The 23,667-nt window shown below is 46.6% G+C and carries 19 protein-coding genes and 1 other annotated feature; of the genes, 12 read left to right on the top strand and 7 right to left on the bottom strand.

What is annotated here, in order from left to right:
• Positions 1-184: 184 nt before the first annotated feature.
• From MHH63_RS28165 to MHH63_RS28180, 4 genes are read right to left on the bottom strand one after another with little or no spacing between them, the layout of a single operon-like run.
• Positions 185-1,357 carry an ABC transporter permease gene (locus tag MHH63_RS28165; protein WP_248547681.1) on the bottom strand — a complete coding sequence of 391 codons (1,173 nt, stop codon included), beginning with the start codon at positions 1,355-1,357 and terminating at the stop codon, positions 185-187.
• A complete protein-coding gene (locus MHH63_RS28170; protein WP_076135911.1) occupies positions 1,354-2,052 on the bottom strand; it encodes an ABC transporter ATP-binding protein in 699 nt (232 codons plus the stop codon). The genes MHH63_RS28165 and MHH63_RS28170 overlap by 4 nt, the downstream gene beginning before the upstream one ends.
• A complete protein-coding gene (locus MHH63_RS28175; protein WP_341172326.1) occupies positions 2,049-3,473 on the bottom strand; it encodes an efflux RND transporter periplasmic adaptor subunit in 1,425 nt (474 codons plus the stop codon). Before MHH63_RS28175 ends, MHH63_RS28170 begins: the two co-directional genes overlap by 4 nt.
• 24 nt (positions 3,474-3,497) lie before the next feature.
• Positions 3,498-6,059 (bottom strand): hypothetical protein, encoded by a 2,562-nt coding sequence (locus MHH63_RS28180; RefSeq protein WP_340034189.1) that lies wholly within the window; start codon positions 6,057-6,059, stop codon positions 3,498-3,500.
• A 265-nt stretch (positions 6,060-6,324) separates the two neighbouring features.
• Positions 6,325-6,610: a binding site (T-box leader), on the top strand.
• A gap of 60 nt (positions 6,611-6,670) precedes the next feature.
• Between MHH63_RS28180 and pheS the strand changes: the two genes are divergently transcribed.
• The 3 genes from pheS to zapA all read left to right on the top strand — a co-directional run bounded on the left by pheS (position 6,671) and on the right by zapA (position 12,558).
• Complete coding sequence (pheS, locus tag MHH63_RS28185) at positions 6,671-7,705, top strand: phenylalanine--tRNA ligase subunit alpha (protein ID WP_076126387.1); 1,035 nt, start codon at positions 6,671-6,673, stop codon at positions 7,703-7,705.
• Positions 7,706-7,823: 118 nt separating this feature from the next.
• On the top strand, positions 7,824-10,268 hold the full coding sequence (gene pheT / locus MHH63_RS28190; RefSeq protein WP_339281863.1) for a phenylalanine--tRNA ligase subunit beta: 2,445 nt from the start codon (positions 7,824-7,826) through the stop codon (positions 10,266-10,268).
• 199 nt (positions 10,269-10,467) lie between these two features.
• Complete coding sequence (gene zapA, locus MHH63_RS28195; RefSeq protein ID WP_341172327.1) at positions 10,468-12,558, top strand: cell division protein ZapA; 2,091 nt, start codon at positions 10,468-10,470, stop codon at positions 12,556-12,558.
• 138 nt (positions 12,559-12,696) lie between these two features.
• Here zapA and MHH63_RS28200 read toward each other — a convergent pair whose 3' ends face one another.
• Positions 12,697-13,050 carry a cupredoxin domain-containing protein gene (locus MHH63_RS28200; RefSeq protein ID WP_256715140.1) on the bottom strand — a complete coding sequence of 118 codons (354 nt, stop codon included), beginning with the start codon at positions 13,048-13,050 and terminating at the stop codon, positions 12,697-12,699.
• A 315-nt stretch (positions 13,051-13,365) separates the two neighbouring features.
• On the opposite strand from MHH63_RS28200, the gene MHH63_RS28205 reads away from it, so the two are divergent.
• A complete protein-coding gene (locus tag MHH63_RS28205; RefSeq protein WP_076126393.1) occupies positions 13,366-14,433 on the top strand; it encodes a GGDEF domain-containing protein in 1,068 nt (355 codons plus the stop codon).
• A gap of 70 nt (positions 14,434-14,503) precedes the next feature.
• On the opposite strand, the gene MHH63_RS28210 is transcribed toward MHH63_RS28205, so the two are convergent.
• Positions 14,504-14,851 (bottom strand): phage holin family protein, encoded by a 348-nt coding sequence (locus MHH63_RS28210; protein WP_036683548.1) that lies wholly within the window; start codon positions 14,849-14,851, stop codon positions 14,504-14,506.
• Positions 14,852-15,003: 152 nt separating this feature from the next.
• Here MHH63_RS28210 and MHH63_RS28215 point away from each other — a divergent pair, with 152 nt between their 5' ends.
• The 3 genes from MHH63_RS28215 (at position 15,004) to MHH63_RS28225 (ending at position 18,579) form a co-directional block, all read left to right on the top strand.
• A complete protein-coding gene (locus MHH63_RS28215; protein WP_076126396.1) occupies positions 15,004-17,370 on the top strand; it encodes an endonuclease MutS2 in 2,367 nt (788 codons plus the stop codon).
• Positions 17,371-17,401: 31 nt separating this feature from the next.
• A complete protein-coding gene (locus MHH63_RS28220) occupies positions 17,402-17,821 on the top strand; it encodes a DUF350 domain-containing protein (protein ID WP_036683543.1) in 420 nt (139 codons plus the stop codon).
• Between the two features lie 212 nt (positions 17,822-18,033).
• The gene (locus MHH63_RS28225; RefSeq protein ID WP_076301359.1) at positions 18,034-18,579 is read left to right on the top strand and encodes a hypothetical protein; all 546 of its coding nucleotides are present in this window, start codon (positions 18,034-18,036) and stop codon (positions 18,577-18,579) included.
• A gap of 440 nt (positions 18,580-19,019) precedes the next feature.
• Here MHH63_RS28225 and MHH63_RS28230 read toward each other — a convergent pair whose 3' ends face one another.
• The gene (locus tag MHH63_RS28230) at positions 19,020-20,270 is read right to left on the bottom strand and encodes an NAD(P)/FAD-dependent oxidoreductase (protein WP_341172328.1); all 1,251 of its coding nucleotides are present in this window, start codon (positions 20,268-20,270) and stop codon (positions 19,020-19,022) included.
• Between the two features lie 176 nt (positions 20,271-20,446).
• Between MHH63_RS28230 and MHH63_RS28235 the strand changes: the two genes are divergently transcribed.
• From MHH63_RS28235 to MHH63_RS28255, 5 genes are all read left to right on the top strand, one after another.
• A complete protein-coding gene (locus tag MHH63_RS28235; protein ID WP_036683535.1) occupies positions 20,447-20,680 on the top strand; it encodes a spore coat protein in 234 nt (77 codons plus the stop codon).
• 30 nt (positions 20,681-20,710) lie between these two features.
• Positions 20,711-21,094 carry a spore coat protein gene (locus tag MHH63_RS28240; RefSeq protein WP_076126401.1) on the top strand — a complete coding sequence of 128 codons (384 nt, stop codon included), beginning with the start codon at positions 20,711-20,713 and terminating at the stop codon, positions 21,092-21,094.
• Positions 21,095-21,353: 259 nt separating this feature from the next.
• On the top strand, positions 21,354-21,854 hold the full coding sequence (locus MHH63_RS28245) for an Lrp/AsnC family transcriptional regulator (RefSeq protein ID WP_036683529.1): 501 nt from the start codon (positions 21,354-21,356) through the stop codon (positions 21,852-21,854).
• Between the two features lie 13 nt (positions 21,855-21,867).
• Positions 21,868-23,088: an aminotransferase class I/II-fold pyridoxal phosphate-dependent enzyme gene (locus tag MHH63_RS28250; RefSeq protein WP_341172329.1), complete on the top strand. Its 1,221-nt coding sequence runs from the start codon at positions 21,868-21,870 to the stop codon at positions 23,086-23,088.
• A gap of 251 nt (positions 23,089-23,339) precedes the next feature.
• A complete protein-coding gene (locus MHH63_RS28255; RefSeq protein ID WP_232061510.1) occupies positions 23,340-23,528 on the top strand; it encodes an aspartyl-phosphate phosphatase Spo0E family protein in 189 nt (62 codons plus the stop codon).
• Positions 23,529-23,667: the final 139 nt, after the last annotated feature.

Here is a 23,667-nt window from a genome sequence, read left to right on the forward strand (position 1 = left end):
AATCTTTACTCAGATAATAATCAAAATGACAAAATTTAAAGTTTAGTGTATGGGCCTATTGAATTATCTATATTCAAACCGATGGTTCCTATTACCCAACTCGATCATAAATGATACCTTTTACAGCTGCTGAAAAAAAACTGCCCTTAGTCATCTTAATGACTATAGGACAGCTAATCATTCATTATTCGTTACGCAGTGCGTGAATGGGGCGAAGTCGTGCAGCTTTGTTCGCAGGCATCATTCCAAAAATCACACCGATGAGTAAGGAGAAAATAAAAGAGATCAGTACCATATCCCAAGCAATCGAAACTGTAAGTGCTGAGTATTTACCTAGCAGCCAACTGCCCGCGACACCAATGCCAACCCCGAGCACCCCACCCAAACCGCTGAGCACGATGGATTCAATCATGAATTGAGCGAGGATATCGAATTTTTTGGCACCAATTGCTTTACGGATACCAATCTCACGTGTTCTTTCATTGACAGATACGATCATGATGTTCATGATTCCGATGCCGCCGACAAAAAGTGAGATGCCTGCTATGCCTGCAAGCGCCATGGAAAGTGTATCTGTTGTGGAATTGACAGTTTCCAGCATTTCCTGAGAATCAAACACACTAAAAGCATTATCCGCATAATTGAATTTAGCATCAAGCGTACTTTCCAGTTTTTCTTTTGCAGCTGCTACAGTATCTGCTGAAGTTGTCTTAATGGTGATGGAACGGACGCCTTTACTTTTTAATTGGCGTTCTGCCGCGCTTATAGGAATGAGTATGATATCGTCGTTGGAACCACTTAGACTGGAGCCTTTTGTTTCTAAAAGCCCAACGATTTTATAGCTAATCCCGTTTAACTGGACCTTCTGCCCTACAGGATTGTCTGTACCGAATAAATCTTCGGCCGTACCTGAACCGATCAACGCTACCTTTTGCCGGTATTCGTTATCAATATCAAGCAAGAAGCGGCCTGCCTGTACATGAAAATCCTTTACCTCCTCATAAGAGGGGGTGATTCCTTCTACAGTTACACTAACGTTGTCCGTTTTGTTCTTGGCTGTAGCATTGCCGCTGATCACAGGAGCTACATTTGCTATACCCTCTATATTCCCTAGAGCAAGGGCTTCCTCATAGGTGAGAGAGGTAGTCGCCCCACGGCCAGTAATGTTTACAGTGAGTTGGTTTGTGCCTAGTCCGTTTAGCTGCTCTGTGATCTGTGAAGTAGTTCCTTGCCCAACAGAAACAAGAATGATGACCGAAGAGACTCCAATAATAATCCCAAGCATCGTTAAAAAAGCTCTAACCTTACTGCTGTTGATGCTCTTCAGGGCCATTCGCATGCTTTGGTACAATTTCACCCCGCATTCCTCCGATCTTCCACGAGGTTGCCATCCTGAATACGAATAATCCGCTCCGCTTGTTTAGCTATTTCCAGATCATGTGTGATAAGGATAATGGTATGTCCTTGCTTATTCAACTCACGTATCATTTGCATGACTTCCTGCCCCGTTCGCGTATCCAGTGCCCCGGTTGGTTCATCGGCGAGTAGAATAGGGGGAGATCCCGCCATAGCCCGGGCAATCGCTACCCGCTGTTGCTGTCCTCCCGAAAGCTCAGAAGGGCGGTGATGCATCCGATCCTCCAGCCCTACTTTAATGAGTGCTTCCTGTGCTAGTTGTCTTCTTTCCCGATGGGGGAGGCCACGATAAATTAATGGCAGCTCCACATTTTCAATGGCTGACAGCTTGGGGAGCAGGTTGAAATTCTGAAAGATAAAGCCGATCTTCTCATTGCGGATCGTTGCGAGCTTATTGTCGGATAACTTGCGAACCTCTTGTCCATCTAGAAGATAACTTCCTTCATCGGAGATATCGAGGCAACCAAGCATATTCATGAGTGTTGATTTACCAGAACCGGAGGGACCAATAATAGCTACGAACTCCCCCAGATCAATTGTAAAGGAAAGGCTATTTAAGACCGTCATGGTTTCTCCGGCCATTGTGTAGCCGTGGGACATGTCGTGAACTTCGATCAGAGGTGCTGAAGCACTCATCTGCCGCCACCTCCGCCACCACCTGGTGCGCTCCCCATACCACCAGCGCCACCTCCGGTGAAGCCGCCCCCCCCACTAAAGCCACTGCCGCCGAAGCCAGCACCACCCATACCGCCCATACCACCTCTAGTTTCCGTTTCCGTGCTGGTTGTTCCGGTTTTCGTAGAGATTACGGTAGGGATGATCACCTGGTCCCCTTCATGGAGTCCGCTGACAATTTCAATGCTGCTCTCATCATGGAGACCCACTTCGACAGTGACCATCTGTCCTGAGCTATTGCCGCGATTTCTTCCACCGGCAGCGCCGCTGCGAGCGTCAGGAGCCCCGCTGGGCATAGCGCCGCCGCGAGCGTCAGGAGCCCCGCTGGGCATAGCGCCGCCGCGAGCGTCAGGAGCCCCGCTGGGCATAGCGCCGCCGCGAGCGTCAGGAGCCCCGCTAGGCATTGGTGCTTGGCCCTCGCCAGTAGTTTTGGAAGTTGCGGCTGAACCCGCTGCTAGAGGAATAGAAACTGTGTATTTTCCGTTTCTTTCTTGTACAGCCTCAATAGGTACTGTTAATACATCCTTTTTCTCAGCAGTGGTTACTGAAACTTCCGCAGACATTCCGACAAGAGCACCTTCGGAGCTTGTTAGACCTATGGTAACATCGAAGAGGGAAACACCGTTTGAGGCGGTGCCCTCATTAGCTATTTTCGTAACCGTGCCCTTGAATTCCGTATCAGGCAGAGCATCCAATGAAATAGTGGCAGGCATCCCTAGCTTTACAGTAGGAATATCAAGCTCATCCACCTGCACAACTACACTTAAATTAGCATAATCGGTAATGTCGATGAGTTCAGAGCCGTCCATGGCTTTTTCACCGCTTGCAATATTAACTGTCGTTACAGTTCCGTCAATAGGAGCCGTTAACGGATCAGGAGGAAGCATATCTTCTTGGACAGAAGCTATTTTTTCCTGTTGCGCCGAAATGTCGGTTTTGGCCTTTTCAATCGAACGTTTGGCATTTGCCAGCTCATCTTCTGCTGCACCTGATACGGCCAGCTTCTTATATTGCTCCTGCTTGTCCTCAAGATCGGTCTCAAGCGAGGCAAGTGAAGTTTGCTCCTGCTTGAGATTGTCACTCAGATCATTGCCTTCAAAGGTAATCAAAGTCTGGCCTTTTTTCACGAGATCGCCCTCTTTGACAAGAACCTCAGCTACGGTCCCGCTGTCCTTCGTTTTTACTTTACCAGTTTCTGTAGCAATCACGGAGCCGGCTCCGGATACACTAACTACGATATCGCCCTTTGTAACGGTAGCTGTATTAACAGGCGCTTCAGCGGCTTGACTGTTCTTATCAGGTAACAATGTATAAACCAGCATTCCTGCTGTGGCTACAACTACTACTCCAAGAGTCCAGAACACTATTTTTTTCTTCTTCATTTCTATCCTCCATATCTCATCATATTAATTGCCGGATGTATTGCTGGTGTCTGGATCTGTACCAGAAGTAGAGTTGCTGTTCGAAGTCGTTGATGCCGCCTGATAAGTGACAACATAGGTTTGTGTTCCCAGCAGATTTCGATGGCCTTGGAATTCGTCGTATAGATTCAACCGGATTGCGCCGCCACCCAGTGTTTTGTACAGGCTGCTTGTGAAGGTTGTGGTGTACGACTTGAAGTTACCTAATTGTAGATCTGTGCCAAGCGTTAATGTTTTTTCCATGCTTTGTCCTAAGGGGTCAATCAGCTCCAACACCAGTTTGTGCTCATAGGTGCCTGATTCATAAAGCGTGCTGGCTGACATGTTGTAGGTTAGTGCAGTGCTGAGCGTATCTTTACCAGCGGTGACGGTGGCGACTGCATTTGTAACGGATAGAGTATAAGGAAACATTTCCACGTTCAAAAGATTGCCTTTGGGCTCCACCCCCAACTGGTTCAGTCCAAGCGATACCGTATTGATGTAACCCGACGATTGACCGCCAGGAGCGGTAAGCTTGCCTTCAGAAACACCCTCCCCGATGTAAAGGACAAGGTTCGCTGGATCTATACCGAGAGGGAGCTTACTCCAGAGGGTGACCAGACTTTTTCCGTTAGGACTGGTGGAGGTTTTGGACTGGGTGACTTCGGCTTCATAATATTGATTGTCTTGTGTTTTGTAATAGGCTACGAGCTGAGCCTGTTCGGATTTACGCGATTCCTCACTGTTCATTTCTAGTTCTGTGTACAAGAGATTTGAATCTGTACCTGGGTACACGAGGGTCCGGCGTACAAGTAATTCCGCTTTTTTACCTTCAAGCTCAAGATGGAAAGAATTTTCAGCTGCAACACTCTGTACCCGGCTGTCCAGTTGGGTAGTACTTAGAGAAAGGAAGTTAAGCTTACTTTCACCTGAAGTTTCTTGCAGGGTGATTTTTAATTGATTGAAAGTATAGCTATAAGGAACATTGGCTACGACATACACAGCAGCCGATTCATTTGGACCGAGGATGGTTTGCGTACTTTCTGAGACAACCTGGGAAGTGCTGCTGATGTCACTTTCTCCAGCTTTGACGACACTTGTAAGCGCAGGAAGCTGAACAGAGGTTGATTTAGTGTTGCGGATGTTGATTTTAGCTACGATCTGGTCTTTGTCGGACCAAGGGAGTCTTTGAATGTTTGCAATTTTGACAACAAATGTACCGTGACTGTTCTCAATGGGGTATTCCGTGTCCTGCCAATTGTTAGTTTGCAGCGTGTAAGGGATCTGATAATAGGCGGTAGGAAAAATGATCTTGCCTTCAGCAGCCGGCTCAGTCATTTGCAGCTGCAATGTTCCTTGATTGAGTGTGAGTGGTACATCTGCGCTGAGTTCAATAATCTTTTCTTCAAGCGGTTTCAATGTTAGGCTGGTAAAATCCTTCGTATCTACCGGAAAGCTATACCCTTCAGCGGCTTTAATAGCAAGTTCATAGGCAGGCACATTCACCGCTTTGTTGCCGCTATTTTTGATGCGGAACTGTAGTGTCCACTTTGCGTTGCCATTGTCAGCATAGACGTTAGCCGTTTTCAGCTGTGTTTCGACTGTATTATTGCTGATTGTAAGCTTCTTCGTGACATTGCTGGCTACGACAAGATCCGGTGTTGTTGCAGCGGGGAGATTGTAGGCGACAACCGGCAACGCTATTTTTAATGAGGCATCTTCTCCGGCAAATTGCAGCGCCATGTTGTCTGTCTTCATATAAGAAGGGATTTCCGTCAAATAGTAGATCGTCTTCTTTTCCTGAGGCTGTACTTTATAGCTGGTGCTGGTGTCATCAAGTGCGAGTTCAAATACAGATCCTCCAGCGGAAGCGAGGTATCCTTTAAGTCCAGTATCACTGAGTACCTTGGTTCCTTGATTAGTGAAGCTAACGCCAACCTTGGCATAGACCTTACCGTTATATTTATAAATTTGCAGGCTCTCTGCCTTGGTGGTTACAGGGAGATTGTTTAGGGTGATCTTTTTACTCTGCCCTCTGGCGACAGCTTGTGAATATCCTGTTGGTACGGTGAAGTTCCCTAGCTTTTTTTGATAATCGGTGGTGTTGAAGTCCCATCCGTACAATGAAATTTTGACCCCGTTTAAAGAGGTGGATTTGCCGATGTTTACATAGTAGGTGATAGATTGACTGCTTTTCGCGGCAATAGATTTGATGGTTGCACTGCTGGTAATAGGGCTTCCTTGAATAACTGTACCACCGCTAGTAGTTACTTTGGAGAAAAAGTCCACCAGATTGAGGCTAGCGTTGCTTCCATTAGAGTAGCTGAGTGTGTATGTGAGAATATTTCCGCCATCCTGAGTTAATAAGCTGACATCCGTCAGCTTTGCGCTGATGTTAGTCTTCAAGGCTATGGAGCCTAGTTTATCCAGAGCGGATACGGAAGCTGTTGTTGCTATTTTGGTGGATGTAGTCCCGGCCCAAGCGGTATGAGCACCATACGCTGCAGATTGGCTAAGTACAGCTGTGCTTAGCAGCACCGCGGCTACTTTTATTCTCCGTACATGCATTTGATTTCCTCCCAATAGGATAGTTAATAGTCTGCGAAGGTGCACCCGAGTGGATAAGCAAGCCTTCCTAGTAATGGAAATTATCAAGCTCCGCTGAATGTTAGCTGAAAAAAAGTTGGAAAAATGGCTCTGAAGCTTAAAGCCAGCTTAAAAGAAGATAAAAATTAGCCTGATTTTGTCCAGCTTGTCAAAACGACAGATTTTGCATATAATAAAGAGACATATCTCTTGTAGTAAAGAGATACCTGACAATTAGCATGAATTGTGAAATGCAGTGATGGAGAAGAGTACACAGTGCCTGACTTACAGGGAGGAGACGCCGCGGATTGAGAGCGTTTCTAAGAAGCAGAGCTGTCGAAGTTCACTCCGGAGCAGTTCCCTGAATTCCTTAAGCTGTCTAATAGGGAAGGGTAGGGGATACCGGTCACAGACCGTTATTTCTGTATAAAGTGAGATAGGTATCTGTCCAGCCAAAAGAGGGAATGAAGCTCTTAAGGGGAACAGATCAGCTTGTCTAACAAGGGTGGTACCACGGTCTTTTCGTCCCTTACCGGGAGAAAAGGCCTTTTTTTGTTGAACTAGACAATGATTGAAGGGGGCTGTACACGGCCATGAAAGAGAAGTTGGAAGCATTGAAGGTTGAAGCGCTGGCTAAGCTGCAGGAGGTTATGGATCCGCAGGTACTAAATGATCTAAGAGTGAAGTATCTCGGTAAAAAAGGTGAGCTTACAGAGGTTCTGCGCGGTATGGGAGGACTTAGTGCTGAGGAACGTCCGGTAATCGGGCAAGTAGCGAATCAGGTTCGCAGTGCTATTGAGGAGATTATCGGCGCGAAGCAGGAGGCTTTTCAAGAGCAGGAAACCCAGCAACGTCTGCAGGCTGAAAAAGTAGACGTAACCTTACCGGGTCGCCGTATGCAGCAAGGGGGCATTCACCCGCTTAGCAGAGTCGTACAGGAGATTGAGGATATTTTTATCGGCATGGGCTACCGTGTAGCTGAAGGTCCGGAAGTAGAGACCGATTATTATAACTTTGAAGCTCTAAATCTGCCTAAGAATCACCCGGCACGTGATATGCAGGATTCTTTCTATTTAACGGATGACCTGTTAATGCGCACACAAACCTCGCCGGTACAGATTCGTACTATGCAGGCTATGAACGGTGAAGCTCCGGTAAAAATCATCTGCCCGGGTAAAGTATTCCGCCGTGATGATGATGATGCAACGCATTCCTTCCAGTTCCACCAAATCGAAGGTTTGGTCATTGGAAGTAACATTCGAATGAGTGATCTGAAGGGCACCCTGCAACAATTTGTGCAGGAGATGTTTGGACCGAATACAGGCATTCGTCTTCGTCCGAGCTTTTTCCCATTCACTGAGCCAAGTGTTGAAGTAGATGTAAGCTGCTTCAAATGTGGCGGCGATGGCTGCAGACTATGCAAGCAAAGCGGATGGTTAGAAATCCTTGGCGCAGGTATGGTGCATCCAAATGTACTGAAAATGGGTGGCTATGATCCTGCTGAGTACAGCGGCTTCGCTTTCGGAATGGGTGTAGAGCGGATTGCAATGCTTAAATACGGCATCGATGACATCCGACATTTCTATAGTAATGACATGAGTTTTGTGAAGCAATTCAAGGGCGTTTAGTTTTTGTGGGCGCGCTGGCTGATAGTGGCGGAGAATGGCTTTGGAGTGTTCTCCCACAGGAAGCAGCGCGAACGACAGTGAAATAAATACATCTGAAACATAAAGGAAGTGAGCGGATATGAAAGTATCAACCGGATGGTTGGCTGATTATACATCGATTGAAGGAGTAACCGCCGAACAGCTAGCGGAGAAGATTACCGCTGCCGGCATTGAGATTGACGGCGTAGAGCGCCGCAATAAAGGCATTTCCGGCATCGTAACCGGCTATGTGAAATCAAAGGAAAAACATCCTGATGCAGACAAGCTGAACGTATGTATCGTGGATGTGGGCCAAGATGAGGAGCTACAAATCGTTTGCGGCGCAAAAAATGTAGCTGCAGGTCAAACTGTACCTGTAGCAATGGTTGGCGCTAAGCTGCCAGGACTGGATATCAAAAAAGCCAAGCTGCGCGGTGTCCTGTCGCAAGGAATGATCTGCTCGGCCAAAGAATTGGGACTGAATGATAAATTGCTTCCAAAAGAGCAACAAGAAGGTATTCTTGTGCTGCCTGAAGGGACAGAGATTGGTCAGGATATTTCCAAGGTCCTCGGCTTAGATGACGAGATTCTGGAATTCGATCTGACTCCGAACCGTTCAGATTGCCTCAGCATGATTGGTGCTGCTTATGAAGTAAGTGCAATTCTTGGGCGTGAAGTTAAATTACCTGATCCAAAAAGCGAAATGATTGAGATCAGTGGTCCTGCTGCGGATTCCATTTCCGTCAAGATTGAAGATGAAGAATACTGCAGCCATTATGCAGTTCGTTATATTGCAGGTGTTAAACCTGCACCATCACCGCTGTGGATTCAGAATCGTCTGATGGCTGCTGGGGTTCGTCCAATTAATAATATTGTGGACATTACCAATTATGTGATGCTGGAATATGGACAGCCGCTGCATGCTTTTGATGCAGATAAAGTACAAGGTGGAGAACTCGGCGTTCGTCTTGCCCATGAAGGTGAAGTTTTGGTTACACTTGACGGTCAAGAGCGTAAGCTAGAGCCGCAAATGCTCGTTATCGCTGATGGAGTAAAAGCTGTAGGTCTGGCCGGAGTAATGGGTGGACGGGATACAGAGGTTACTGCTGAGACGGTAAACCTTGTTCTGGAATCTGCTAAGTTTGATGGAGGAACGATTCGTAAAACCTCGCGTCAATTGGGACTTCGCTCGGAAGCCTCCCTTCGTTTCGAGAAGGAAGTGGATCCAAGTGCAGTTATTCCTGCATTGAACCGTGCAGCCGTACTGATTGCACGTTATGCTGGCGGATCGGTCCATGAAGGCATCGTGCAAGCAGGAACTGACGCTGTTCAAGAGAAGGTTCTCACCTTGTCCTTAGAGAAACTGAATCGTTATCTGGGAACGGATTTGTCCTTGTTGGAAGTGAAGACATTGTTTGGCCGTCTACATTTCAAATGTGGAGATACCGCACAAGGGCTGATTGAAGTTCAAGTCCCAACCAGACGTGGCGATATCAGCTATGATGTTGATCTTATTGAAGAAATTGCCCGCCTGTACGGGTATGACAATATTCCAACGACTCTAATTGAAGGAATTACAACGCCAGGAGCACTAACTCACAAGCAAGCGCTCCGTCGTGAACTGCGTCGCCTATTGTCACATGGCGGTTACCAAGAGGTGATGGGTTACTCCTTCATCCAGCCGCAACAAAGCACAATGTTCCCTGAGTTATCAGAAGGAGCAGTAGCGGTGAAGCTGGCTATGCCGATGAGTGAAGAACGCAGCGTACTGCGTACCAGCCTTCTACCACAACTCTTGGATATTGCCAGCTACAATACCAATCGTCGTCAAAGCGACTTGGCATTGTTTGAAATCGGCAACGTCTTCTTCACGGATGAAGAACAGTTGACTCGTCAGCCACGCGAACTGCCGGTGCTGGGGCTGCTGCTTAGCGGAAGCTTAACAGTGAAGCAATGGAATGTTTCGGCACAGCCTGTGGACTTCTTTGATTTGAAGGGTGCGCTGGAAACGGTATTTGCTCATTTAGGGCTGACCGATAAAATCGTCTATGTAGGAGATAGTCCAGAAGGATATCATCCTGGGCGTTCCGCGTCGGTATATTTACTCGGAAACGAGGGTCTTGTGAAGATCGGAACGATGGGACAGATTCATCCGGATCTGCAAAGACAGCTGGATCTGGTGGATACTTATGCGGCAGAAATTTTATTGCAGCCGTTATATGAAAGTGCGCAAAGCCGTTTGCAATATAATGAGCTTCCGCGTTTCCCAGGAATGGAGCGGGATATTGCTGTGGTCGTGGATTCCGCTGTACCAGCGGGCGATCTGCTAGCTTCCATCCGCGATAACGGAGGTACTTTGCTCCAGTCCGTCCAGGTATTTGACGTTTATACTGGTGGTAAGCTGGAGAATGGAAAGAAGAGCATCGCGATCTCACTGCTGTATCGTCATAGTGAACATACACTGACTGATGAGGAAGTAGGAGAGGTGCATGAGAAGGTATTAGCATCTCTTCAACAAACTTTTGGTGCAGAATTAAGAAAGTAGCAGGAATTGTGTAAAGCCGCAGCGAATCCATTTAGAAACTGAGATTCGCTGCGGCTTTTTCTAGGTAGAGTGCAAAGCGGAGAATATCAGCCATAATCTATTGAATATTAGGGATTTTGCCAAATGCTTACCAAAAAAGCTACAATAGAAGAAGTGAAACTAGCTTAGAATCCGCACACATACAAAGGAGGGCACAACTGTGGCTATGGACCGGACACGTGTCGCCGTGGAGATATACGGAACTTCCTATAAACTCGTCGGAAGCAGTACTGAATATATGAAACAAGTGGCCCGTTATGTTGATGAACATATGCGCACGATTTCTAAATCTCACACCAGACTGGACACACCGCGTATAGCGGTGCTTGCAGCTGTACATATGGCGGAGCAGGCTATTCAGGTTCAGGACTTCAAAAATGAACTAAACATGATGACAGGTGAACGCAGTGAACTGCGATTGGAAGTATCTCGCCTGCTGGAGGTACAGCGGGAGCGGCAAGAAGAATTCGAGCGACTTGAAGCTGCGGCCAAAGAAGAGGCTGGGCGACTGATTGCTGCTGCGGAGGAAGAACGTAAGCGGCATTTGGAGATTCAGGAGAATGAACGCAAGGTACATGCGGAACAGCTTCAGGAGGCAGTGCAAGCTGTGGAAGCTGCACGCAAGAAGCTGGAAGAAGAATTGCTTGAGCGCGAGATAGAGCTGCAAGCACTGCGGACAAGCTACGAAGAAGAGCAGGCAGCTAGTCGTGAACACCAGCGGCAGGAACTGGCGAAGGCGGAAGCCATCCGCTTGCAGCAGCTGGAGGAGCAGAAGGCTGCTCATCTGCAAGAGCTGGAGAACATCCGGGTGACGCTGACCAAGGAGAAGACAGACACGCTGTCTGCTCTGCAGCTTGAGCTGACCGAGACCAAGTCAACACTGGAGGAAGAGCTTGAGGTTACCAAGTCTACATTAGGTAAAGAACTCGAAGATACCAGATTGACGCTGGGTAAGGAGCTTGAGGATACCAAGTTGACCTTAGGTAAAGAGCTTGAGAGTACCAAAGCGAAGTTGGGCAAAGAGCTGGCGGAAGAACGTGAAGCACTGCAGCGGGAACAAACCAAGAATAAGGAACTGCGGCAGTCACAAGGCACTCAAGAGCATAGACATAAGCAAAATATTCAAGAGCTGGAGAAACAGCTGGCTGAGCTTCGTGGTGGGACAGGGCAACTTCAGTCCAGATTACGTGCGGCTGAAGCCAGTCTTAAGAGTGAGCGAGATGCAAGACAGACGCTTCTTGGACAATATGAAGCGATTGTTAAACGTGAAGAACAGCTCAGTGAAGAGCTTCACACGGCTACTGAGCTGGGCACACTGTTGAATGAGGAGCTGGAAGAGTTACGCCAGCGTTATCAACAGTCACAGAATGAAGCTACAGAGCTAAGAGCGTCACTACAGGAGACGAGTGAAAATCTGCACCGTGTTCAGGAAGAGCTTGCGGGATCAGCAGCAGAGGCGGCTAACTGGCAGGAGCTTTCGGATAAACGCATGGAAGATATTGGTGAACTGGAAATGAATCTGCTGGAGTCTGAGGAGAAATCCGTGTTGCTCCAGAAAGAGATCGACACGCTACGTGGGCAAGCCGATGGATTAGTACAGCAGCTGGATCAGGAGGTTCAGCTTCGTACAGATGCAGAACGCGAAACAGCGGTACTTCGGGAGCAAGGTGTGCAGGCTCAGAAGGAATTGTCTGCGCTTCGTGTTCGTTATGAGGAATTGATTGCTCAATACGACGATGTACTGCAAGAAGGAGAACGCCTGCAGGAAAGATATCAACTGTTGCAGGAAGAAGGCGAAGAGGCAACACGACGCTTAGAAGAGTTATCTGAAGCTAGTCGTGAAGCTGCTGCTACTGTTGCTGAGCAACAGGAAGTGCTGAAGGAAGCAGAGGCGTACGGAGCTTCCTGGAAGCATAAGTACGAGGAGCTATCCGATCAGCAGCTGCAGTGGACGGATCTCGAAGCGAAGCTGCGTGAGGAGATCGACATTTGGCAGCAGGAAGCCGGTGAGGCTGAAATGAAGCAGGAAGCTATTGATCGTGAACGTAGCGAAGTGCTTCAGCAGCTAGGTGAAGTTGGTGAAAGCTATGAAATGGTTCAAGGACAACTTCGTTTGTTGCAGCTCCAGTTTGAAATGCGTCAGGAAGAGTTTGACAAGCTGACAGATGAGCATCGTAACCTTAAAGAGGAATATGCCAAGCTACAAAATGAATATAATGAATGGATTCAACTGATCGAGCAAGACAGTTGAGTGCCGGATGCAAGTAAGAGAGCTGACCTGATGAGTAGAGAGATCTATTTCGGGTCAGCTCTCTTTATTAATGAGCTCAAATTAAAAAAACAGCCGATCTCAGGGGGAATCCCTAATAATCGGCTGTTTATGTGTAATCTATTCCACGATGATTGTAGCTCTCATTCCGCTATGTCCGGAGCCACACATAATGGAGCAGGTCATTTCGAAAGTTCCAGCTTCCTCGGGTACGATCACCTTTGAGGATTTTTTTTCATTAAGCTGCAGCTCGAACTCTGGAATAAGGATACCGTGATTGCCGTCATCATTTTTAAAAATGATTTTGACGGGAACACCCTTTTTTAGATGGTATTCTTCCTGATCAAAGCTGTAATTTGTAGCTGTAATTATGAGTTCTGTTTCTGCCTCGATTTCCGGCTCCGATGTGTTAGCATTGCCAGCAGCACTATCATTGTTGTTCCCACAGGCTGTAAGTGCTATAACGAACACCATTGAAAGTAGAATTGCAAATTTTTTAATAATCTAAATCCCCTCCCAAGAAGTCCAAGCATAGTGAAAATGTGACAATTATGTAGACATCATAACTTAAAATTTAAGTAAGCGCTTTGATTAAATGTGAAAAATATGTGAACAGGCAGACTGTTCAAACTTTGTCGTAAATTGCAAAAAAATGATGAAAATATAACTAAAATTTATTATAATGAAAGCTATTACATTAACGTATAAAAGTAGGGGATACATATTACAAGTATTAATGATGCGCTAAGTACGGAGGTTTGGCACCGTAGAATCTTACAAGGCTATTGGATGGTAGTCATTCTTTTATTAATCTCACAGTTGCTGTTTTTGTCGAATATTGACCGACTCCAAATAAAAACAACCATGGATACGAATCTATGGCATTTATTTATAGCCTGTAATTTACTAATTGTGTTCCTTATGATTACTGCGGAGCTGTGGCTGCGTTATAGTAAACAGTCCCCTAAATATGGGGTGGTTAGCTGCGGGTTTTTAGTGTCCTACCTTATGTATTTTGTATTAGAGCCTTTTGTTGACGGTGCTCAGATGACACTTATGATGCCGATTATGGTTGCTCTTATTTATTTTGATCGTAAGCTCCTGTACATAATGGGGTTATTTAGTATTGTGTTTTATGCCGGGGTATATTTTGGGTTGGAACGGCCATTCCTACATAAACCGCTGCTTGAATTCTTGATGGTAGAGTGTGTATTTTTGGTATTTGTGCTGATGGCTATTGCAGTAATTATTCGTGCTCGTGAAGCGCGTATTAATTTAGAAAGATTAACCAAGGCGGGCCAAGATCTAATGGTGGAGAGGGCTATTTCGGATAAGCTGCTGAAGATAGACGCACTCACTGGACTCTATAATCATAAAACCTTTCATGAATATTTGGATTCATTATTGGAGCAATGTGAAAGCAACAACCTTCAGCTACAGCTGGCTCTTTTCGATATTGATAACTTCAAGCAAGTGAATGATACCTACGGACACAGGGTTGGAGACCTTGTACTTAAGGTGATAGCGGACAAGGTAGGCGGCATGATTGAGTTAAATGATTTTGCGGCTAGGTATGGCGGGGAAGAGTTCGCTGTGATTTTTACAGATAAAAGTTTCTCGGAGTCCTATGAAGCAGTAGAGAAATTACGGAAAAATATTGCTCAAATTGAACATTTGCAGGCTGGTAACAAGCCGATCACCGTGAGCATTGGAATTTGTGATTATCAGCTTGGGGATGGGAAAGAGCTTCTCTTTCGTAAAACAGACAAAGCGCTCTATACCGCTAAAAAGCAAGGCAAGAACAGAGTGGTCAACTGTGCGGAGAGTCATAAAGAGGAGATTGTGTCTTTTGCATAAAAACAACACAGAACCCCTTATTGCCGGAGAAGAACCGGAATAGGGGGTTCTGTGTTGTGAAGAGCTTTTGTTACTTAGCGGCCTCAAATGGAGTGGATACCGGCAGAAACAGGTCGATAATCCCAATGACAAGAGCTGCTAAGATGGCACCCAGAATGGATACGCTGACTCCGCTGACTACGAATTGAGCGACCCAGATTACTACCGCACTGACAATAAAGCCGACGATACCACGACCGAAAGGCGTTGCTTTTTTGCCGAAGATTCCTTCGACTACCCAGCCGAGTAGCGCAATCACCAGTGCAAGGATTAGAGCGCTCCAGAACCCACCAACCGTGAACTGTGGAACAATCCAGCCCACAACCATCAGAACAAGCGCTGCGACCACAAAACGACCAACATGACTTAAGAAATTCACTGTACTAACCTCCTTTGGCCCATGCTAAGGATATGTGCAGTTCTTATTGTGACCTTATTACGTGATTCTATGCTTAAAAATAAGACCCAAATAGCGAAATTGACCTGAATTCTGTATAATGGAAACATCTATGAAGGGAGCTGTGACTGTAATTGGACGACAAAATTTTGCATACGCTTGAATATCGCAAGATTTTAAATAAATTAATGCAATATACGCAAACCCCCATGGGAAGATTGGCTGCGGAGCAGCTAAGGCCCTCCGGCGATTTCGAAGGTGTGAAGAAGCTGCTTCAAGCCACGGATGAAGCGGCTAATGTGGATCGCCTGAAGGGCATTCCTTCGTTCGGCGGGGTAAGCGATATTCGAGCAGCACTCAAACGTGCGTCTATAGGCGGAATGCTGGGAACAACTGAGCTGCTGGCCGTTGGAAATACCATTGGCGGCGCACGCAGAGTCAAACGTTTCCTGGCAGCTATGCATGAGGAAGAAAAGATTGAGCTCCTGTTCTCACTGAGTGACGTTTTATCGGAGCAAAAACATGTGGAAGATGCCATCCGTTTATGTATAGACGAGAATGCTGATGTACTTGATACAGCTAGTTCTGAGCTGGCTAACATTCGCCGTGAATTGCGCGGAGGAGAGACCAGAATTCGTGAGAAGCTGGATTCGATGATTCGTTCGTCTTCTGTAGCAAAAATGCTGCAGGATCAGCTGGTAACCATTCGTGGTGATCGGTTTGTTATTCCTGTAAAAGCGGAGTACCGTGCCCATTTCGGTGGTATCGTACATGATCAGTCTGGATCAGGAGCGACTTTATTTATCGAGCCAGAGTCTATTGTGGCGATGAATAATAAACTTCGTGAAACACGGCTGCGTGAGGAACGGGAAATCGAGATCATTTTACACAGGCTGACGGCACTTGTAGCCGACATTGCGGAAGAAATGACCTACGATATTGATATTCTGGGAGAACTGGACTTCATCTTCTCCAAAGCGCGTCTTGCTCGTGATATGAAGGCTACTCAGCCGCGTATGAATGACCGCGGTTATCTTAAGCTGCGCAAAGGGCGGCATCCGCTTATTCCAGCGGAGCATGTGGTTCCTTTGGACGTGGAGCTGGGCAATCAATACAGCTCAATTATCGTAACCGGACCGAATACCGGTGGTAAGACCGTTACCCTCAAAACCATCGGCTTGTTAAGCTTAATGTCGATGTCCGGCTTGTTTATTCCAGCAGAGGAAGGCAGCCAGATGTGTGTGTTTGATGCCATTTATGCTGATATTGGCGATGAACAGAGCATCGAGCAAAGTCTGAGTACCTTCTCTAGTCATATGACTAATATTATCTCCATTCTGCGTAGAATGACTCCTAAGAGCCTTATTCTGCTTGATGAGGTGGGGGCTGGAACCGACCCGGCAGAAGGCTCTGCGCTGGCAATTGCCATTCTGGAGCATATTCACCGGATCGAATGCCGGATGGTCGCAACAACACATTATAGCGAACTGAAAGCATACGCTTATGAGCGTAAGGGAGTCATCAATGCCAGTATGGAATTTGATGTCCAGACCCTTAGCCCAACCTATCGCTTATTGATCGGCGTACCCGGACGAAGCAACGCCTTTGCGATTGCCGAGCGTCTAGGCCTGCCTCATGCGATTCTGGAGCATGCCCGCGGCGAAGTGAAGGAAGAAGATCTGCGCGTGGAGCATATGATTGCTTCTCTCGAAGAGAATCGGCTGGGAGCGGAACAGGAGCATGAACGTGCAGAGGGCATCCGCCGCGAAGTGGAGGAGCTGCGCAGCAGACAACAGCAAGAGCTTGAGAAGCTGGAAAGCCAGCGTGAGAAACGCCTCGAGAAGGCTGAGAAGGACGCCAGCGCGATCCTGGACAAAGCGCGTAAGGAAGCTGAGGAAATTATCAGTGATTTGCGCCGCTTGGCTATGGAAGAAGGAGCTTCAGTTAAAGAGCATAAGCTGATTGAAGCACGGCGACGTCTGGATGAAGCTGAGCCATCACCGCGCAAGAAGGCTGTTACCCGCAAGACTACCAAAGCTCCACGTACAATTGGTCCTGGAGATGAAGTGAAAGTCGACAGCTTGAACCAAAAGGGCTTTGTGGTGGAGCTAAGCGGTACTAAAGAGGCGCTGGTGCAGTTTGGCATTATGAAGATGAAGGTAAGGCTGGATGATTTGGAATTGCTCTCCTCGAAGGCAACAGCTGCGCCAACGGCCCTTCGCCATGCGACAACCGTCAAACGTTCCCGTGATGAGAACATTCGCAGTGAACTGGATTTGCGCGGGACTAACCTGGAGGAAGCTATCATGGAGACAGATCGGTTTATCGATGAAGCCTTTTTAGGTAATCTGGGCCAAATCGCCATCATTCACGGTAAAGGAACGGGTGTGCTGCGCACAGGAATTCAGGAATATTTGCGTAAGCACAAGCATGTGAAGAGTTATCGGCTCGGGAATTATAACGAAGGCGGCGCGGGCGTAACTGTGGCTGAGCTGCAATAGCGGGATTTCCCGGCAGAAAGAAGGGGAAAGCGTGCAAGAAGATATTGATCTTTTGCTGGGTCATCCGCTAGGTGCCTTGCTTGGCTACTTTGCAGTGGCGATTCTTGGGCTGGTTGTATTTCTGTCTTTTTTTGAAATGGTAACGAAATATAATTGCTGGGAAGAAATACGTAAGGGAAACCTGGCAGTGGCAATGGCCACAGGCGGCAAAATCTTCGGAATTTGCAACGTACTGCGTTTCAGTATTGAAGCTGGTGTTTCAATTTACGAGACAATGAAGTGGTCCGTCGTCGGTTTTTTGCTGCTGCTGCTTGCCTATTTTTTATTTGAATTTCTGACCCCTGTATTCTCTATTGACGAGGAGATCGCTGCGGATAACCGTGCTGTTGGACTTATTGCCATGCTGATCTCGGTATCGTTGTCTTATGTAATAGGTGCGGCTATTTTTTAAATCCGTCCTTATAAGGACACCCTGCAAAGGATTATGGATCTGGACAAGCTTTGAATTGAGCAGTCCCACTCTTTGTGGGGTATCTTAGGAGGAAATCATGAAGATTCTCACCCGAGTTCTGTTTCTGTCAGCGATTGCTTTTATAGCAGCCGGTATTATTTATTTAATGATGAATTAAATTTAAAAGTGAAAGTGTGAAGGAGATTAAAAAGATGGAAACAACTGTATGCCCTTGGTGTCATACTGAAATTGTATGGGACGAGGAATTTGGACCTGAGGAGAATTGTCCTCACTGTAACAATGAGCTTAGCGGATACCGTACGGTCACTGTTGGGATTGACGGCATCGAAGAAGAAGTAGTAGAGGAAGTCGTAGAGGAACCCAAACAAGAGGTTGTTAATGACGATGATCTTTGGGGAGAGCCTGATAAAGACAGCGTAGTTCCAATCTATAATACGCTTAATCAATTCGGCGATGATTATGACTTGAACAAGTACGAAGAGAGTGTCTCAGCTATTCTGGCCATTCAGGAGGAAGCTCCGGAATGTACTCAATGCCATGAGCTCACTATCCTTGCGGGTAAGCAGCCTGTGAGCAGCTTTGAGCCGTCTGCTCCAGCTACATTAGGTAAGTCGGTATTAACCGCTCCATTCTCACTCAATGTTTACGTATGTCCTTCCTGCTTCCATGTTCAGCACAGTCTGGCGCAGGAAGATCGGATTCAGCTCGTACGCAATTTGAGCAACGCTCAGGCGTAAGAATAAGTATATAAAAAAAGGGGCGGTCCCGTAAGCTAATAGCTGCTGGGGGCGCCCCTTCTTTTTTTTGGACCTTACTTGACCGTTGTCCGTTGTCGAAAGCGTGTGTATATGAAATCACTGTCGGAAGCGCTTATTAACCCGCTAACGGACACAGCCGGCCTTAATCGCACCATTATCCGATATTTGGAATGCTATCGGACTCTAGTGCAGCTATTGGCCTGAAAAACGCCTATATATGGGCCTCTTTCCAAGGATAGCATCACTGGAGTCCGAAACCTTGCTTTAAAGGCTAAAAACATGTAAATAACGTCAACTGAGTCCGTAAGCTCCATGGGCTGATGGATTTATGATTGAAGCAGGGAAAATAAAAAGCGGGGTTGTCCAAAAAGCAGTGAAGCGGCTGCGAGGGACAGCCCCGTTTTTATTTTCTACAAAAATCAGTTCTGTTTCATCACGTCCAAACTCTTAGAAGGAGAGGGTTTGGCTGATCGGGTGAGTGAGAATAAATCTAACTCAGGCCGATGTTTGCCGGCAATCGTATCCGTTAACAACTCCGCAGCGATCATACTGTACACCGTCCCATTGCCTCCGTAGCCCTCGATGAAGTAACAGTGAGGGAACTTTGGATGTGGGCCGATATATGGAAGTCCATCACGAGTAGAACCGAACACAGCACCCCAGGAGTACTCCAGCTCAATGCCTTTAATTTCTGGAAATAAGGCTTCAAGCTCTTCGAGCAATTTTTGACCTTGAGAAATCACCCGGACCTCACGACGTTCGGGGTCTGTCAGCTGCTCATCCTTACCTCCTGCAATAATCCTGCCTTCAGGGGTTGTCCGAAAATATAAATAAGGGCGGGCTGTCTCCCACAGCAGGCTACGCTCATGCCACTTTGGAAAATCCTTTAGAGGTTTGGTCATCACTGCATACGTGTTGATCAGCTCAGCGCCCCGGTCTTTTTTGAATTCCTGTGTTTCATAACCCATTGCAAAAATAACATCCTTGGCAATAATCCGGCCACTTTCTGTATGGCAAATCACGCCATTCTCAGTAAACTCATAATGTTTCGCTTCGCTCTGTTCAAAGACGCGGACGCCATTCGACGCTGCCTTGGCGATTAGGCTGTGCACCGTTCGATAAGGATTCGCTTCGGCATCCCCACGTGAATAAAGTCCTGCTGGTTTTGAAAAAGAGTACAGAGCTGCAATCTTATCCTCTTCCCAGAATTCAGAATCGAAGCCGTTAGCCACGAGATTCTCATATTCTTCCCGCAATGCAGGTACATCCTCTGGAGTGCTGGCATATAAAAGACTGCTGCGAGGAATGATCTGCGGATCGATATCGAGCTTGTCCGGCAGGTCCAGAATGTTCCTTACCCCAGCCTGGCATAACTGATAAAAGAGCAAACCGTTCTTTTGCCCAAAGGTGTTCATACATGAGGTTAACGATTTATCGTTGGAAATCTGCAGGAGTCCAGTGTTAGCATGCGAGCTGCCGCTGCCGACCCGTCTTTTTTCGATCAGAACAGCATCCGCTCCACTTAAGGACAAGCGATAGGCGGCCATTGCCCCACCCATTCCGGCGCCTACAACCAGGCAATCACAATGAATAGTACCTTCTAGAGAGGGGTAAGTTGGAGGGTTCTGTAAAGTGCTTGACCAAGGTGTATTTCCACTATTTAAATTCATGAATTGTTCGCTCCTTCATTCGTGCCGTGTTTTAGTATTGGCGGCATTTTATCGTCTCATTCGCGGTATGTTCTTATTTCTGTCATAACTCTCTAGTGCCTTTCGGCAAATAAATCGCGGGTATAGGCGGCATACTAAAGCCTGTATGAATCAACTACAAGGAGGGACTACAACAAATGCAATCAACGCAAATGCAAGCGCTAAGTGGTAAGGAATTGGAATATATCGCTGACTCCATCTCTAATGAGGACTTGCTTCTTAAGCAATGTGCAGCAACAGCTGCGACAACACAGAATCAACAAGTTCGTCAAATTTGTATGCAGCATATGCAAAATCACACCAAACACATGACTGAGCTTACTCAGTTAATCCAACAACATCAACAATACGCGCCAACAAGCCCACAATAATTGCAATATTAATTCTAAGGAGGTTATTTAATGAACGCGCAAAATACTGGGGCATTTATGCCGGATGAGGATTTACTAAACACCATTTTGTGTGATTTGAAGCGGACCGTACGCGAATATGCTACAGCTGCTACAGAATCAGCATGTCCAGCCGTTCGTAGGGTTTTTAACACTATGACCATGGACACTTTGCAACTCCAAGGTGATTTATACACGCATATGTCTCAACTGAATATGTATCCTGCACCTGCAAAAGCATTGCGCCAAGATGTGGACAAGCAGCTTCAAACCGCACAGCAAATGCAACAGCAAACCGGGCAATTTGTTCAACAAAAAACCGGGCAATTTGGCGCATACGCTCAGAATGCTCATATCCCGGCTAACGGACAACATCAGCCTTCTCATTTAATGTAACCATGATGGTTGGCGAATGAAGCAAATCGCTTCATGTGTGTGGAGATAACGCCCGTTTTTACTGGTTAAATCCGGTAGAACGGGCGTTTTTTCTATTTTTTTGTGTATGTTCTATGTAAACTCTGCCTTTCATGGAAGCTCCTATGGGGTTATTTTGTTTGCAGAGATGCACATTTCATGTCATATTAGTATTAAACTCTTTTCGCGGGGCGACGCATTAATAGCGTACCGTCATTGGCGAACTATCCGGAGGGAAGGCATGAAGGAAATGAACGAGCTTAAGAGGAAAGTGCTGGAACTGCTTAAGGAAGACGCGAGAAGATCTACTGCACTCTTAGCAACGCTGCTTGGCGCGGAAGAAGAAGATGTGAAGACTGCGATTGAGCAGTTGGAGAAAGATCATGTCATTGTAAAATATGCCGCCGTTGTAAACTGGGATAAAGTGGACGATGAGAAGGTAACCGCACTGATTGAGGTGCAGATTACGCCTGAACGAGGGCGTGGTTTTGAAGGGATTGCCGAGCGAATCTACCTGTATCCACAGGTCAAATCAGTTTATCTGATGTCTGGTGCTTATGATCTTCTGGTGGAAGTGGAAGGCCGGAATTTACGTGAAGTGGCCAATTTTGTATCTGAGAAGCTGTCTCCAATTGATTCAGTACTTTCAACCAAAACGAATTTTACCCTTAAAAAATACAAACAGGACGGGATCATCTTCGAAGAGCATGAGGAAGACAACCGTCTGATGATCTCTCCATAAAGGAAGTAATCATATGATCACGAATAAATCGCAGCTAACTGGAGAAGACAGCAAATCAATGGATTCTTATTTGGCCCCGTTGGTACAGCAAATTCAACCTTCGGGTATCCGCAAGTTTTTTGATCTGGCTGCAGGCAGTAAGGATATCATCTCTTTGGGAGTTGGAGAGCCTGACTTCAAGACCCCCTGGCATGTCAGAGAGGCTTGTGTCTATTCGCTGGAAAGAGGATTTACAGGGTATACATCCAATGCAGGGATGCCTGAACTGCGGGAAGGGATCGCGAATTACTTGCACAGCCGTTTTTCTGTGGAATATGATCCTGCCAATCAAATTATAGCAACCGTTGGCGGAAGCGAGGCCATCGATTTGGCACTACGTGCGCTGATTTCACCGGGGGATGAAATTCTGATTCCGGAGCCTTGTTATATCTCTTATTCGCCGATCACCGCGATTGGTGGAGGAATACCTGTAGGTATTGAAACGGTTGGTGAGAATAACTTTAAACTTACTGCGGAAAGCTTGGAAGCCAAAATCACTCCGCGCTCCAAGGTTCTGATTTTGTGTTACCCTAGTAACCCTACGGGAAGTGTAATGACCCGAGAAGATTGGGAGCCGATTGCTAAGGTAGTAGAGAAACATGATCTTATAGTGATTTCAGATGAGATTTATGCAGAATTGTCTTATGGCATTAATCACGTCAGCTTTGCCTCTTTACCAGGCATGATAGACCGTACGATTCTGGTTAGCGGCTTCTCCAAAGCTTTTGCAATGACCGGATGGCGGATGGGGTATGCTTGTGGTCACCCGGATCTTATCGCTGCAATGCTTAAGATTCATCAGTATACTGTGATGTGTGCTCCTTCTATGGGACAGGTGGCTGCACTTGAAGCGCTGACCAATGGGATGGAAGAGAAGGACCGGATGGTGGATTCCTATAACCAACGGCGGAGGTTGATCGTCAAGGGCCTACGCGATGCAGGGCTGGAGTGCCATGAGCCGCAGGGCGCCTTCTACGCTTTTCCAAGCGTGCGCAAGACAGGGCTGACTTCTGATCAATTTGCTCAGCGGCTTTTGCTTGAATACAAGGTTGCAGCTGTGCCTGGAAGTGTCTTTGGATTAGGTGGAGAAGGTTACTTACGCTGTTCCTACGCCACATCAGTATCCCAACTGAACGAAGCAGTAGAACGCATTGGTGCTTTTGTCACAAAGCTTACACGTGAGAGAACGGATTAGTGAAAATTGAACTATAGCCGATCATACAATCCTATGGTATTATTTTACTTTGAGAGTAATTAGCCCCTATAATAGAACTTACAAGGATCCATTTACTCTGGAACTAAGGCGTTGCTTTGAAGTTGCTTTATTTAACTTTTATGCTCTTTTGCAGCACGCGCTCAATAATACTTTTGGGAGGGATGATTGTGCTTAGCGCCGATTATTACTTACCTTCCTATGGTGGGAAATGTTTCTCTGGAAATGGGAAAATACCCCCCAAGGGTGATGCTTCTGCTCGCATACTCTCTCTGGAAGATGAAATTAGAATACTCCGCAGCAAGATGGAGCAGCTTTTCCTGCAGGAAAAATCATTCACTTCGGATAATGTGATTGAAATTAGCAGTTTATTGGACCTCAAAATAAATGAGTATATGAAGGGGCGTCCAGCTGGAAAATAGTGCTGCTGAATGCTCTTGAGAGGACCCTAGGGTCCTCTTTTTGTTGTGCACTCTTACTAATGATGGTGTTTTTGTGTATACTCTTAATTTGCTATCTTTATTGCCTTCCTTATAGCAGAAAGCTTAAACTAGCAGTATA

The sequence above is a fragment of the Paenibacillus sp. FSL H3-0310 genome, assembly GCF_038002785.1.
GTDB classification, from domain to species: domain Bacteria; phylum Bacillota; class Bacilli; order Paenibacillales; family Paenibacillaceae; genus Paenibacillus_AQ; species Paenibacillus_AQ odorifer.